The sequence below is a fragment of the Salinibacterium sp. NG22 genome (assembly GCF_015864925.1).
In the GTDB taxonomy this organism is placed as follows: domain Bacteria; phylum Actinomycetota; class Actinomycetes; order Actinomycetales; family Microbacteriaceae; genus Rhodoglobus.
Map to the genome: position 1 here is coordinate 1,120,965 of NZ_JADYWG010000001.1, position 14,469 is coordinate 1,135,433.

A 14,469-nucleotide genomic window follows, 5' to 3' on the forward strand; every position below is an offset into this window, starting at 1 on the left:
TTAGCGCAACCGTTCCCAGTCGAGTCGGTTATCCCACGAATACCGGTAGTAGTCGGCATACTTCAGCTCGGATGCCGCAGCCTCATCCACAATTACCGTGACGGTTGAATGCAACTGAATTGCCGATCCCGGAAGGCTCGCCGTCACCGGCCCCTCGACCGCTCCCGCGAGCGCCGCCGCCTTCGCCTCACCAAACGCCAACAAGACAAGGTGGCCCGCGCGTTGAATAGTGCCGAGCCCCTGCGTGATGCAGTGCTTGGGCACATCATCGGGCGAATCGAAAAAGCGCGCGTTGTCGAGTCGGGTCTGTTGGGTCAGCGTCTTCACTCGCGTGAGGGAGGCGAACGACGATCCAGGCTCGTTGAACCCAATGTGCCCCGTCGAACCGATTCCCAGAATCTGCAGGTCAACACCACCGGCCGCCACAATCGCGCGCTCATAGTCATCACCCGCCGTTTCGATGGGCCCGCTCTCGGCCGGCACCTGCACGAGCTCGGGCGTCAACCCGAGCGGTTCAACAACTTCGCGCGTGATGACCGAGCGGTAGCTTTCGGGATGCCCCGCAGGCAATCCGACATATTCATCGAGGGCGAAACCCCGCACAGCAGAGAGGTCGAGGGCTCGAGCCGCGAGCGCAGCCCACGTTGTTAATGGGGTCGACCCGGTTGCTAGGCCTAGGACGGCATCCGGAGCCTGACGCACGAGTGCCTCGATGAGGTCGGCAGCGACTTCGCCCGCCGCCTCCTTCGAGTCGACAATCACTATTTCTGCCATGTCATCGACCTTAGAGCTACCCAGTGTGATCGAGGGAGGATTGCCGAAGTGGTCTCTGCGAATCCCTGCAGCACCCCCATCGACACCTTCACCACCCGTCCAGATATTCGTCCGGTAGAATGTTCGTGACGAAGACACCGACCATCTCGCCACTCTGCCGCAACACCACTCGCCCTGGTTGCGCTGCAGCACTCGACTACCAGATCGAGCACCCTAAGGGAGAACTGCACTGAATCCGCAAGGTTCCAGCCCCAACTCACAGCGGAGAGCCCTGTGATAGCGCTGCTCGGTGCGTTCGCGCTCGTTTCCCTCGTGATCCCTGCGCTCACCCGCCGAATTGGCGTTCGTGTTTTCTTCGTTACGGCCATCATTCCCGCAGCGGCATTTATCTATACCCTGCTGCAGACTCCCGCCGTTCTCGCGGATACGCCACCGACGGAAACCATTCCGTGGATCTCCCAGCTGAACCTCGATCTGAGTTTTCGGGTAGACACCCTCTCGTGGCTGCTTGCCCTCGTCGTTACCGGCGTCGGCACACTCGTGATGCTCTATTGCATCAAGTACTTCGCTGCCACCGAAGAAGGTCTCGGCCGGTTCGCCGCGGTCTTCCTCGCGTTCACGGGCACGATGTACGGCCTCGTGATCGCCGACAACGTCTACTTGCTCTTCATCCTGTGGGAAGCCACGACGGTGTTCTCCTTCCTCCTTATCGGCCACAACACCGGTCGACTCGCGAGCCGCATTGCTGCGATGCAGGCCCTCATCGTCACGACCGCCGGTGGGCTCGTGATGCTGGTCGGTCTTGTGATGCTCGCCGAGCGGACAGGCACTGCCAGCTTGGCGCGGCTCATCGACCTCGCCCCCGAGGGCACCACTGTCACCATCGCGATCATGCTGATTCTCGTGGGCGCGCTCAGCAAGTCAGCAATCGTTCCGTTCCAGTTTTGGCTGCCCTCGGCGATGGCCGCCCCGACCCCGGTCAGCGCCTATCTGCATGCTGCCGCGATGGTGCAGGCCGGCATCTACCTCATCGCTCGCCTGGCACCCGGGTTCGCTGAAACCCCCGGCTGGCAGCCGCTGCTCCTCGGGTTGGGCGTCTTCACGATGCTGGTGGGCGGATGGCGCGCGCTCACCCAGGTCGACCTCAAACTTTTGCTTGCCTATGGCACCGTCAGTCAGCTCGGGTTCTTGCTGACGATCGTGAGTTTTGGCACTCGCACCGCGGCTCTCGCTGGAGTCGCGCTGCTGCTTGCCCACGCTCTCTTCAAGGCGGCGCTGTTCATGGTCGTCGGGCTCATTGACCACCGCGTCGGAACGCGCGACCTCACCAAGTTGAGCGGGCTCGGCCGCGAAGCGCCCTTCCTCGCCACGGTCGCGATCATCGCCGCAGCATCGATGGCCGGTATCCCCTTCACCGCCGGGTTCGTCGCCAAAGAAGCAGTTCTCGCCAGCTTCCTCGAAAGCGCGAGCACGGGATCGGCACTCGGCTGGATCGCAGTCATCGGAGTCGCCGTAGGGTCCACCCTCACTGTGGCCTACAGCGCACGTTTCCTCTGGGGCGCCTTCGCCCGCAAAGAGGGCGTCGAGACAGTGCGTCCGCTGCATGAGAATGTCTGGTTCCTGTCGTCGCCGGCCATTCTTGCGCTCACTGGACTCGTGCTCGCACCGCTCTTCGGCACCATCGGAACCGTGCTCGAAGGCTATTCGCAGCTGTTCCCCTCGGAGGGCTACGAGTATTCCCTCAAACTCTGGCACGGCTTCGATGCGGCCTTCTTTATCTCTGCCGCCACCCTCATCGGCGGTCTCGCACTCTTCTGGGCACGCGCCCAGGTCTTCAGGCTTCAGTCCCGAGTGCCCTCGCTAGTCGACTCGAACAAGCTGTACCGCTCCGGCCTGCGCACGCTCGACCGCATTGCCCTGCGAGTGACAGCAACCACTCAACGAGGTTCGCTGCCGTTCTACCTCACCGTCATCCTGCTCGTGATGGTCGGTTCGGTAGGCAGCACGCTGGCGCTGAATCGCACGTGGCCCGACTCCATCCGACTCTTTGACAGCCCAGGGCAACTCGCTATCGGTACGGTCATGATCGTTGCCGCCCTCGCCCTGCTCGGCGCCCAGAAGCGGTTCCAAGCTGCTGTGCTCGTGGGAGTCGTGGGATACGGCATGGCCGCGTTGTTCGCATTCCACGGTGCTCCCGATATCGCTCTCACTCAGGTGCTGGTCGAGACCGTCACTCTGATTGCCTTCGTATTAGTGCTCCGGCGACTTCCTGCTCGCTTGGGCAAAGCGCACGGCAGTTCGCGACGCGTTTTGCGTGCTGCCGTTGGCCTCTCCGTCGGCCTCCTCATGGGCATCGTCGCCATCGTCGCGCTCGGCGCCCGAAGTGCAGATCCCATCTCCGCGTCGCTGCCAGAACTCGCGTACGAGATCGGTCACGGCCGCAACGTCGTCAACGTGGTGCTCGTCGACATCCGCGGTTGGGACACCCTCGGAGAACTCTCGGTGATCGTGGCTGCGGCCACCGGCGTCGCCAGTCTGGTGTTCTTGCGCAGCCGCACCGACAACCTGCCCCGCGTCTCCGAAACCCGCGCCCGTGGAACGATCCGCGCTCGTCTCAAGCCGTCGCGTGAGGTCGTATCCTCCGAGTATCTGCCCGGCGTTCAAGACCCGTCGACGCGCAACGCGTGGCTACTCGCGGGCCGCAAGTTGGCTCCCGAGAACCGGTCGATTCTCCTCGAAGTTGTTATTCGCCTGCTCTTCCACCCCCTGATCGTGCTGTCGATCTACCTCTTGTTTGCTGGCCACAATTTGCCGGGAGGCGGGTTCGCCGCCGGTCTCGTGGCGGGACTCGCGCTGGCAGGCCGCTACCTCGCCGGTGGACGCTACGAACTCGGCGCAGCGGCACCCTTTGACGCCGGGCGCATCCTTGGGGTCGGGCTCGTACTCGCGGCGGGAACCGCAACCGTGCCACTGCTCTTGGGGGCGGATGCTCTCACCTCCACCTTCTTCGAAACGACGATTCCCGTGCTCGGCCATGTGGAGTTCTCTACCTCCACCCTCTTCGATATCGGGGTCTACCTCGTCGTTATTGGAATGGTGCTGGATGTTCTCCGCAGCCTCGGAGCTGAGATCGACCGTCAGCGCGAAGAATCCTCTGAATCTCTCGAGAGCGGAAGCACCATATGAACGCCTCTCTCACCCTCGTCGTCATCATGGTCGTGCTCTACTCGGTAGGGGTATACCTGCTTCTCGAGCGCAGCATGACGCGCGTCTTGTTGGGGTTCCTGCTCGTGGGCAATGCCACCAACCTGCTGATCCTCATCGTCTCGGGACCCTCCGGAGCTGCAGCGTTCTTTGGCGAAGAAGATGCCACCGCCGATCCGCTGCCGCAGGCGTTCATCCTGACCGCCATCGTGATCACCTTCGGCGTCTCAGCATTTCTGCTCGCCCTTATCTACCGGTCGTGGCGACTAGCCAACGCTGATGTGGTCTACGACGATTCAGAAGACCTCGCGATGGGCAGCAGGAAAACCTCGGTGACCACCGATCGTGCCGTTGACGGTGATGACACCGAGTTCGGTACTCGCGCCGCAGCGGCCATCTCCACCGCCCTCGACCTCAAAAAGCAAGAGGAACGCGAGGAGCAAGAGAGCCTGGCGGCCGAACGCAGACAGCGAGAAATTGACGAGAAGGAGGAAGACGCATGAGCGCACTAACCACTCTTGTCGTTCTCCTGCCATTGCTCGGCGCGGCAGCAGCTCTCACCCAAGCCAACCGTCCCCGCGTTCAAACGCTCATTGCCGTGAGCGTGCTCAGCGCCGTTCTCCTGATCGGTGCCGCCTTGCTGGTGGCCGTCAACACCAATGGCGCAATTGCCGTTGAAGTCGGAGGGTGGCCTGCCCCCTACGGCATCGTGCTCGTGGTCGACCGACTCTCGGCCCTCATGATCGTCGTCTCCGCCGCTGTGCTTCTGGCCGTTCTCGTGTTCTCGGTGGGCCAAGGCCTCGCCGATGGCGACCGCGAAACTCCCGTCTCGATCTACTACCCGACCTACCTCATCTTGGCGACCGGAGTCTTCAACGCCTTCGTCGCGGGTGACCTCTTCAACCTGTATGTCAGTTTCGAGATCCTTCTCGTCGCGAGCTACGTGCTGATCACCGTGGGGGGCACCAAGCCGCGCATCCGTGCCGGCACCGTGTACATCGTCGTGAGCCTGGTCTCCTCCGCCATCTTCCTCGCGGCCATCGCCATGATTTACGGTGCGACCGGCACTGTCAACATCGCGCAGCTCACCGTGCGACTCGCGGAGTTGCCCGACGACATCCAGTTGATCCTCCATGTCATGTTGCTGATTGGGTTCGGCATCAAGGCCGCAGTCTTCCCGCTGTCGTTCTGGCTGCCCGACTCCTACCCGATGGCGCCCGCGCCGGTAACGGCTGTCTTCGCCGGCCTGCTCACCAAAGTCGGCGTCTACGCGATCATCCGCACCGAAATGATCATCTTCCCGGATGGCCAACTCAATACGGTGCTGCTCGTTGTGGCGGCGCTCACGATGGTGATCGGAATTCTGGGCGCCGTTGCGCAGTCCGACATCAAGCGACTGTTGTCCTTTACGCTCATCAGCCACATCGGCTACATGCTGTTCGGTATCGGCATCGACACAGCGGCCGGCCTCGCCGCGGCCACGTTCTACATCGTTCACCACATCACCGTTCAGACCACCCTCTTCTTGGCCACCGGGTTGGTGGAACGTCAAGGTGGCACGACCGGCATCAACAAACTGGGCGGGATGCTCAAGACCAGTCCCATGATTGCGGTGCTGTTCTTCATCCCCCTGTTGAACCTGGGCGGTATCCCTCCCTTCTCCGGATTCCTCGGCAAGTTGGCGCTGTTCGAGGCCGGGGCCAACAACGGTTCCGTGCTCGCGTGGGTACTGATCGGCTGCGGCGCGGCCGTGTCGCTGCTCACTCTCTATGCTCTCGCTCGCGCGTGGAGCATGATTTTCTGGCGCGATGCTGAAGAGGTTGCCGACTACGAAAATCCGTTGGCGATGCGGGCAGAAACCGGAAGCTCCCCCACCGTCGAATCAGTGCGCACAACACCTCGAATCATGGTCGGCGCCACCGTCGCGATGGTGGCGGTGAGCATCGCGCTCACCGTCTTCGCGACCCCGCTCTTCGACCTGAGCGCTAACGCCGGTGAGAACATCAATGGCCCGGCCTACTACGTCAACACTGTGTTTCCGGGAGGCCTTGAATGAGTCCTCATGACAACCAGCCCGCCTCTGTAACGGCGTCAACGGCTCCGACCGCCTCCGAATCAGCGAGTGCACGCAAGGTCTCGCGCACCGAAGTTCGCGGCCGGGTCTGGCAGCAGTTGCCGCTGCTGCTCGGGCTCGTGGTGCTCTGGGGCGTGCTCTGGGGCCAATTCTCGTGGCTCAACATCCTGACCGGATTCCTCGTGGCGATCGCCGTGACCCGAGTGCTGTATTTGCCCCCCGCCGATATTTCGGGGCGGCTGAATCTCTGGTACTCGCTCGTCTTTATCGCCCACTTCATCGCCGACGTCACCGTAGCGTCGTTTACGGTGGCGTTCCAGGCTCTGAACCCGCGGCCGATTCCCACGTCCTCGGTCATTGCAGTTCAGCTGTGCACCCGTTCCGACTTCGTCATGACGCTCGACGCGATTGCGATGTCTCTAGTTCCGGGATCCATCGTCGTTGAAGCCGATCGGGAACGCGCCATCCTGTATTTCCACTCCTTCGATACGACAACGGCCGCCGACGTCGAGGCGATGCGCACCAAAGTTCTCGTTGTGGAAGCGCGCATCGTCCGCGCCATCGGATCGAAAGATGATCTTGCTCGGATTCACGAAGCGGAGGCCACCCGATGAGCGAATGGGTATTTATTGCCGTCGGTGTGATGCTGCTCGTGGCCGGCCTACTGGCGCTCTACCGCATCATCCGCGGCCCCTCCATCCTTGACCGCATGATCGCCTCAGACATGCTGCTCACGACAATCATTTGCGCGCTAGGAGCGGAGATGGTCTACAACGGCCATACGCGAAGCCTGCCCGCAATGCTCGTGCTCGCGAGCACCGCATTCCTCGGTTCCGTCGTGGTGGCGCGCTATGTGTCGAGGAGAACCAACTCATGATTCTCGACTCAATCCTCGACATCCTTACCGGCCTATTTCTCTTGCTCGGCGGCTTCCTTTCCGTCGCTGCCGGCGTTGGCCTTCTCCGTTTTCCGGATGCCATTGCACGCCTGCACGCGACGACCAAGCCCCAAATTCTGGGCTTAGCGTTCGTGCTCCTGGCCATCGCCCTGCAAGAACGTCAACTCTCCACGATTCTCCTGCTGATCTTCTTGCTCATCTTCCAAATGATCACCGCTCCGGTGTCGGCGCACATGATTGCTCGCGCCGGGTACCGGGGAGGAATCATCGCGCCCCAATCGCTCCTCGTCGATGAACTTGAGCAGGCCATCGACGCCGCTCCAGAATTCGACGATTCGGATGACGCAACGCCGAGCGACGACGATGGAGAGAGCAGTGCGCCGCCTACAAGCGTGCCGAACGCTCACAATCCGCTCGGTAGCGACGAGGGAACACAACTCGACGGCTGACGGCAACCAACCGTCGTGAGCGATGCCGAAGTTCCAGCTTCCCGTCAGGGTTGCTCGGGCATACTGAACACTCGCCTACCTCTGGGAGCCCCATGCGCAGCCTCACCGACAACAAGACCGCCGTTGCCCTCTTTGCCGGTGTCACCCTCGTGGGTGCACTCTCCGCCTGCTCAAGCACGGCAACCACTGCGGATGTCGGTTCGGCTGAAACGACTGTTCCCGATGCCACCGCGACCGGTGCCGAGTACACCGACGGCACCTACACAGAGTCGGGCGAATACACCTCCCCCGACGGCCAAGAAAACGTCGACGTGACGCTCACTCTCGAAAGTAACGTCATCACCGACGTCACCGTTGTCGGCAACGGAGACAACCCCAACTCGAAGCAGTTTCAAGGCGAGTTCATTGACGGAATCGCCGCCGAAGTTGTGGGCAAGAACATCGACGAACTTTCCGTCGACAAAGTAGCGGGCTCCTCCCTCACGAGCGGCGGTTTCAACAACGCCGTCGACGCCATCAAGGCGGATGCCCTCGCCCAGTAAACAGTTCGATGCCATTGGTGCGCCCTGGCAGATTGATACGGCACAGCCACTGGGTGCCGCCATTCTCGCGGCCATAGCGCAGCGCATCGAGCAATTCGATAGCACTTACTCGCGATTTCGTGACGACTCCCTCGTCAGTCGCATTGCACGAACCCCCGGCAGTTACCTTTTCCCGGCGGATGCTCCTGCCCTGTTCGAGCTCTACCGTCGTCTCTACGATGCCACCGCCGGCGCCATGAGTCCGCTCGTGGGCCGCGCTCTGGAAGAGCTCGGCTATGACCGCACCTACTCGTTGCAGCCCACCGCGACCCGCACGCGCGTGCCCGACTGGCACGAAGCCATCAGCTGGAACGGCAGTACCCTCACCACCCTCACGCCCGCCATGCTCGATGTCGGCGCCGCAGGCAAGGGCTACCTCGTCGATCTCGTCGCCGCGGTTCTCACCGAGCACGGAGTCACCACGGCAACGGTGGATGCGAGCGGAGACATGCTGCACCGGGGCGCGGGTGAACTGCGGGTCGCGCTGGAGCATCCACTCGACACCAGCAAAGCCATCGGAGTCGTGCCCGTGAGCAATCAGGCGATGTGCGCCTCAGCCCCGAACCGACGCGCGTGGGCTGGGCTGCACCACATTCTGGATGCCCGCACGGGCCTCCCCACCGACCGCATCATCGCCACCTGGGCGATCGCCCCAACCGCACTCGAAGCCGACGGCCTCGCCACCGCGCTCTTTTTTGCCGATCCTGCGTCACTTGCCGAAGAGTTCGATTTTCAGTGGGTGCGGATGCTGTCCACCGGTCGAGTAGAGCACTCGCCGGGATTCACCGGAGAATTGTTTTTATGAAGCGCTGGCTAGATCGCACCCTCGGTGCCGTGCCGATGTACACCCTCGTGCTCGGCTCCCTCGCCGTGATCGGTGTGGCCTCGATCGTGCTCGCCTTCGTCGGCCTCATCTCCCCCGACCCTTTCGCTCTGCTTGCCAGCCTGCCCATCGCAGTCGTGTTCAGCGTCGCCACCAGCTGGCTCGGCGCCCGCATCGTGCGGCAGCGTGCTCACCTCGAATCGTCGCTCATCACCGGGCTGCTCGTGTTCTTCATCATGGCACCGAGCCTGCAACTCGACGGGCTGCTGGCGATCGCGCTTGCCTCAACAGCGGCGGCGGCATCCAAGTTTCTGATCGCATTCCGCGGGCGCCATATTTTCAACCCTGCCGCGCTCGGCGCCTACGTCTTCTACTGGATTCCGATCGGCTTCCCCACCTGGTGGATTGGCACACCGTGGTTACAGCCGCTGATCGTGATCGCCGCCTTCCTTATCCTGTATCGCACGCAACGCCTCGATCTGGGGATCACCTTTGTGGTGCTCGCGGCCAGCATCCGCATCGCTCTCACGCTCGCCAATGGCGGTGACATTGCCGAAGCGATTGCCGTGACCTTCACGTCGTCGCAGTTGATCTTCTTCGTCGGCTTCATGCTCAGCGAACCCCTCACGTTGCCGCCACGACGGTGGCAACGCCTCAGCGTCGCCGCCCTCGTCGCGCTGCTCGTCGCCATCCCGTTCTCCATCGGCAGCCTCTACAGCGACCCGCTGCTGGCACTCCTCATCGGCAACCTGGTCGCTTTCGCCTTCACCCAGCGCCGCACCATCCGGATGACACTCACCGAAACAGAAGAGATAGCTCCCGGCACGTGGGAACTCACCTTTGCCCCGCATCGCACCCTCTCGTTCCGGGCGGGTCAATACATTGAGCTCACGTTGCCGCATCCCTCGCCCGACCTGCGGGGAGCGCGTCGATACTTCACGATCTCGTCAGCACCCTCGGCGGGGGCAACCCTGTCGATTACGTTTACGGCGCCTGAGAAATCGAGCAGCTTCAAAGCCGCGCTTCTGGCACTGCCCCGCGGCGCTGACGTGAACGCCACCGGCATCTGGGGCGACTTCGTACTTCCGCGAAAGACCACCGAGCCGCTCTTGCTCGTCGCCGGCGGCATCGGTGTCACGCCTTTCGCCAGCCATATCGCGCACTCTCACCTGCACGATGACGAACGCGACATCGTGCTGATCTACGCCACCTCAAGCACTGAGACACTGCCCTTCAGCGGACTCTTTGTCGAAGCCGGCGTGCGCGTCATTGTGTTCGGGCCGCAGCCGGTCGAGTCGCTTCCTGAGGGCTGGGTGCTCGGCAGCGAGGGACGGATGAACGGCGACGCCCTCTCCGCGCTCGTGCCCGATTTGGCTGACCGCCGCGCCTACCTCTCGGGCCCGCCCGCCCTGGTCAACGACCTCAAGGCGACGCTGCGCGCTAACGGAGCCCGCCGCATCCACACCGACTACTTCTCGGGGTATTAGCGCAAGCGACGCTTGAGGCTCAGCGCCCGCAGCGCATTGAGGATTGTGACGAGGTCAACGACTTCTTGCAGCGCCGCACCGACCACAGCGGGCAGCGCTCCCGTCATCGCAAAAAGCATGAGCCCGATGCTGATGGCGATACCGATCCAAATGCTTTGCAACGCAATCTGCACCGTGCGCTGACTGACCTGCACCGCCGAGACCACGCGGTAGAGATCGTCGACGAGAATCACCACGTCAGCCGACTCGCTCGCCGCCGTCGAACCCTTGGCGCCCATCGCGATGCCAACATCAGCGGCTCCCAGTACGGGGGCATCGTTTACGCCGTCCCCCACCATCACGACCGGGTGCGGGCTAGTCGCGTGCACGAGACGCACCTTATCTTCAGGCAGGCATTCCGCATGAACTTCGCTGATGTGAAGTTCGTCGGCGACCTTGCGCGCCGTCTGCTCCACATCCCCCGTGAGCATCAACGTTTTCTGGATGCCCAGCTCGCGCAGTCCTGTCAGGGTGCGGGCCGCTTCGGGCCGCACAGCATCGCGCAGCACGATCGCGCCGGCGTACTGATCATCGATGCCGACGTAGACGGCAGCTTCACCGCTCGCAAGATCGATGCGAGTGAGTGCGGAAGCCTGTTCGGCGACGAACGCGGGCTTGCCGACGGTCACGAGCCTGCCGTCGATTCGAGCCTGCACTCCGTGGGTCGCCACTTCGCGGGCATCCGACACCTCAGGAAGGTCGAGAGACTCGTGCTTCGCTGCATCAACGAGGGATGCCGCTAGCACGTGAGACGAATACTGTTCTGCGGCAGCCACCAGGGCCAGCAGCTCGTCGCGGCTTAGCGCGCCCTGCGGACGAACGTCGACCACAACGGGACGGCCGCTCGTGAGCGTGCCTGTTTTGTCGAACACGACAGTTTTCGCCCGAGCGAGCACCTCAAGAGTGCCGGCGTTCTTCACGACGACGCCATAGGTGGAGGCACTCGACATCCCGGCCATAAACGCCACCGGGGCCGCAATCAGCAGCGGACATGGCGTCGCCACCACGAGCACTTCGGCGAACCGCACGGGGTCACCCGAAATCCACCACGCGATTGCAGCCAAGCCGATAGAGATGAGCGTAAACGGCACCGCGTACCGATCGGCGAGGCGCACGATCGGTGCTTTGCTCTCGGCCGCTTCCGTGACGAGCTCGACAATCCTTTGGTATTGGCTGTCGGCGGCGCGAGCGCTCGCCTGCACCGTGACTGCCTCTGGCCCGTTCACTGAACCGCTCAACAACAGGTCTCCGGTGACTTTCTCAACCGGCATGCTTTCGCCGGTGAGGGATGACTCGTCGATGGCGGTCGCTGCGGAGACAAGCACTGCATCCACCGGCACAATCTCAGACGGACGCACCACAAGACGATCCCCGACTGCCACTTCAGTGGCCGGCACGTCGACCAGGTCACCGGCGGCCGTCAGCCGATGGGCCGTTTGAGGCACACGGCTGAGCAACGCGTTCAGCTCACGCTTGGCGCGACCAGCCGCAAAATCTTCGAGTGCTTCACCACCGGTGAGCATCAGCACAATCACGATGCTCGCCCAGTACTCGCCGACGACCACCGTCGCGACGATCGCGGTGACCGCCAGCACATCAAGCCCGAACTGATGCTGCAGCAGCTTGCGCACCATCGACACGCCCTCGCGCACGGCAACCGCCAGCGCATAGAGCGACAACAACCACGGAACGACGGCGGATGCCGGAGTCCAGTTCAGCGCGAGCCCCACGACGCCGACCACGACCGTGAGAGCAACGAGCGGATAGCGACGCACGGCCGAGCGCAGCGTTACGGAAAGGAGTGTAGCCATACCTTCGTTGTACTCTCGTTCGCGGCATCCGGCCAGCCAGCACAGGCTCCCCTTAGCGGCTTTCTGCACCGCACGACGCTTGTGCCTCGCTAGGCTCGACACCATGACTCAACGGCGCTGGCAACAGATCATGGATATTCCGCTCACCGTTGCCGCCGTAATTTTCCTCATCGCGTATGCGTGGGAAGTGATCGCCAACCTCGACGGCACCGCCATGCTCGTCGCCGAAATCATCATCGCCGTCACCTGGGTGGTATTCGTGGCCGACTACCTCGTGAATCTGGTACTGGCTGACCGACGCTGGTTCTGGTTCAGAAAGCACCTCTTCGACCTGTTTGTTGTCGTGCTGCCGATGTTGCGCCCGCTGCGCCTCCTACGCTTGGTCACTCTGCTGAACGTGCTGCAACGACGGGCGGGAACCGCCGTGCGCGGCGGTGTGCTCACCTATGCGGTCGGATCATCTCTCCTGCTCGTGTTTGTCGCCGGGCTCGCCATTTTGGATACCGAGCGCAGCGTGACCGGCACCCAGATCAGCAATCTGGGCGACGGCATCTGGTGGGCCTTCGTCACGATCACGACGGTCGGCTACGGCGACATCTATCCCGCGACGACGCTCGGTCGGGTGATTGCCGCTGGCGTGATGGTGGCCGGAATCGCCCTGCTCGGTGTCGTGACCGCAACCCTCGCCTCCTGGATCGTGGAACGAGTGGCGGCTCAAGACGAGCTCTCGCATGTCGCTACCCGTCGCGAAGTCACGGATCTCACGAAGCAGGTGGCTGAGCTTAAGCACGTGCTCCTCGAGCATGCGACGCAAATGGCAGCAACCTCGGGAAACCCAGCGCCCACCTTGCCCGGCTCCTCCGAGAAAAAACCGTCGTCCTAGACTTACGAAACGAAATTCGCTCACCTAAGCTGTGGGCATGACCTTCACTGCCACGGCAGCACCCACGATGGAGCCGGCGAGCGCACCACTCCTCGGGGCGTCGATGCGAGTCGCGATGCGTCGGTACTTCGATCATTCGTTCCGGATGCGCGGGCGCGCCAGTCGCAGCGAATACTGGTGGTGGATGCTCGTGAACATCGCCGTGGTGACCGCGTTGGAGGTCGTCGCGCCGCTTCTGATTGCCGGCCGCCCGATGGTGACTGAACTCACCGTGGGCCCGTTCGGCTCGCTGGTTTATCCGACTCTCAGCATCGCAAGCTGGAGCGGTGCCACCACGGCTACTTCTCCCGCGCTCGTGTTTCTCTCCTTCATCGCGGGAGGCTGGGTGTTGCTCACAGCAATTCCCGGCATCGCCATTGCCGTGCGGCGCCTCCACGACTCGAACCTCTCGGGAGGGTGGGCGTTTCTCGCACTCGTCCCGCTCGGCGCCCTCATCGTGCTCGTGCTCGCTCTGCGCGGATCGCGCCCCGACGGGTTGCGCTTCGACTAGAGCGGCAACCGAATCTCTACCGTGCCATCCACGATGCGGCTCTCAAAGCGTGGCTGCGGACTTGTCGCTGGCCCGTGGATGACTTCACCCGTGTCGAGCGAGAACGCACTCTGATGCCAGGGGCATTCCACACACGCCCCGCCCGGGGTGGAATCATCGCCGACGACGTACCCGTCATGGAGTTCGGCTCCGAGGTGGCTGCACGTGTTCGAGAGCACGGAGACGCGGTCTCCGCGACGGAAGACCACCACCTCGGTATCGGCGACAACGCGCTTCTCGAGTGAGCCATCCGCAAGCTCAGTGAGCGGCGCTAGCTGCTGCCACCCGCTGGGGAAGGTCGCCTCGACGTCGGGAGCATGACTGACGCCCGCTGCTTGGCGGTAGGTCAGGTGGCCACCGAGGTAGCCGCCGCCCGACGCGATGGCCAGCCCCGCGTAGCTCAGCACCTTGCCACTCGTGTGCTTTCCTCGCGAGCGCTGCACGAAGGATGCCGCGAAGAATCCTGTCGCCACAATGTTGACCGCGGCATGCACGATGCCGACGCGCTGCTGCTTCTCGTCGAGCTTCGACCAATCCGCGAAGCCGGCGACGGCTGTTCCGCTCGCTCCCAGCACACCAACTCCGACGAGTGCTCGCGACGCCTTCTCGGTTCCGGGCAGGGCATCCAGCACGCCCGCCGAGATCCACGCGCCCAGAGGAACGTGCACACCGAGCGGATGCACGGGGTGACCCAGCGGAACGCCATGCAGCAGGTCTCGCAACCACCGCGGGCGAAGAACTGCATCCACGACGCCCCGCGTCTTCTCTACAGCGGGATCGAGCGCGGCCGCTTCCTCTAGACGGTCAACGTTTCGCAATACTGGCAGTCGTTTCATCAGAGCCTCGTCCCTCTCAGC

The 14,469-nt window shown here is 63.0% G+C and carries 14 protein-coding genes; 11 read left to right on the forward strand and 3 right to left on the reverse strand.

The window, feature by feature from the left end; all coding sequences use genetic code 11:
- On the reverse strand, positions 1–774 hold the full coding sequence (locus I6E81_RS05505; RefSeq protein ID WP_197106360.1) for a glucosamine-6-phosphate deaminase: 774 nt from the start codon (positions 772–774) through the stop codon (positions 1–3).
- Positions 775–1,047: 273 nt separating this feature from the next.
- Here I6E81_RS05505 and I6E81_RS05510 point away from each other — a divergent pair, with 273 nt between their 5' ends.
- The 9 genes from I6E81_RS05510 (at position 1,048) to I6E81_RS05550 (ending at position 10,290) form a co-directional block, all read left to right on the forward strand.
- Complete coding sequence (locus I6E81_RS05510; protein WP_197106361.1) at positions 1,048–3,960, forward strand: Na+/H+ antiporter subunit A; 2,913 nt, start codon at positions 1,048–1,050, stop codon at positions 3,958–3,960.
- Positions 3,957–4,481 carry a Na(+)/H(+) antiporter subunit C gene (locus I6E81_RS05515; protein WP_197106362.1) on the forward strand — a complete coding sequence of 175 codons (525 nt, stop codon included), beginning with the start codon at positions 3,957–3,959 and terminating at the stop codon, positions 4,479–4,481. Before I6E81_RS05510 ends, I6E81_RS05515 begins: the two co-directional genes overlap by 4 nt.
- A complete protein-coding gene (locus tag I6E81_RS05520) occupies positions 4,478–6,034 on the forward strand; it encodes a Na+/H+ antiporter subunit D (RefSeq protein WP_197106363.1) in 1,557 nt (518 codons plus the stop codon). The genes I6E81_RS05515 and I6E81_RS05520 overlap by 4 nt, the downstream gene beginning before the upstream one ends.
- The gene (locus tag I6E81_RS05525; protein WP_197106364.1) at positions 6,031–6,666 is read left to right on the forward strand and encodes a Na+/H+ antiporter subunit E; all 636 of its coding nucleotides are present in this window, start codon (positions 6,031–6,033) and stop codon (positions 6,664–6,666) included. Before I6E81_RS05520 ends, I6E81_RS05525 begins: the two co-directional genes overlap by 4 nt.
- Entirely contained in the window at positions 6,663–6,929 is a 267-nt protein-coding gene (locus I6E81_RS05530; RefSeq protein ID WP_197106365.1) for a monovalent cation/H+ antiporter complex subunit F, read from the forward strand. The genes I6E81_RS05525 and I6E81_RS05530 overlap by 4 nt, the downstream gene beginning before the upstream one ends.
- Positions 6,926–7,399 (forward strand): monovalent cation/H(+) antiporter subunit G, encoded by a 474-nt coding sequence (mnhG, locus tag I6E81_RS05535; protein ID WP_197106366.1) that lies wholly within the window; start codon positions 6,926–6,928, stop codon positions 7,397–7,399. Before I6E81_RS05530 ends, mnhG begins: the two co-directional genes overlap by 4 nt.
- 92 nt (positions 7,400–7,491) lie before the next feature.
- Positions 7,492–7,941, forward strand: coding sequence for an FMN-binding protein (locus I6E81_RS05540; RefSeq protein ID WP_197106367.1), 450 nt, complete (start codon positions 7,492–7,494; stop codon positions 7,939–7,941).
- On the forward strand, positions 7,925–8,785 hold the full coding sequence (locus I6E81_RS05545; protein WP_197106368.1) for an FAD:protein FMN transferase: 861 nt from the start codon (positions 7,925–7,927) through the stop codon (positions 8,783–8,785). Before I6E81_RS05540 ends, I6E81_RS05545 begins: the two co-directional genes overlap by 17 nt.
- On the forward strand, positions 8,782–10,290 hold the full coding sequence (locus tag I6E81_RS05550) for an FAD-dependent oxidoreductase (RefSeq protein WP_197106369.1): 1,509 nt from the start codon (positions 8,782–8,784) through the stop codon (positions 10,288–10,290). Before I6E81_RS05545 ends, I6E81_RS05550 begins: the two co-directional genes overlap by 4 nt.
- Here I6E81_RS05550 and I6E81_RS05555 read toward each other — a convergent pair.
- Positions 10,287–12,140 carry a heavy metal translocating P-type ATPase gene (locus tag I6E81_RS05555; RefSeq protein WP_197106370.1) on the reverse strand — a complete coding sequence of 618 codons (1,854 nt, stop codon included), beginning with the start codon at positions 12,138–12,140 and terminating at the stop codon, positions 10,287–10,289. The genes I6E81_RS05550 and I6E81_RS05555 overlap by 4 nt on opposite strands.
- Positions 12,141–12,243: 103 nt before the next feature.
- Here I6E81_RS05555 and I6E81_RS05560 point away from each other — a divergent pair, with 103 nt between their 5' ends.
- Together I6E81_RS05560 and I6E81_RS05565 are read left to right on the forward strand one after the other, a co-directional pair.
- Complete coding sequence (locus I6E81_RS05560; RefSeq protein ID WP_197106371.1) at positions 12,244–13,023, forward strand: potassium channel family protein; 780 nt, start codon at positions 12,244–12,246, stop codon at positions 13,021–13,023.
- Between the two features lie 37 nt (positions 13,024–13,060).
- Entirely contained in the window at positions 13,061–13,573 is a 513-nt protein-coding gene (locus I6E81_RS05565; RefSeq protein WP_197106372.1) for a DUF805 domain-containing protein, read from the forward strand.
- Here the strand turns inward: I6E81_RS05565 and I6E81_RS05570 are convergent.
- On the reverse strand, positions 13,570–14,448 hold the full coding sequence (locus I6E81_RS05570) for a Rieske 2Fe-2S domain-containing protein (protein ID WP_197106373.1): 879 nt from the start codon (positions 14,446–14,448) through the stop codon (positions 13,570–13,572). The genes I6E81_RS05565 and I6E81_RS05570 overlap by 4 nt on opposite strands.
- Positions 14,449–14,469 lie beyond the last annotated feature (21 nt).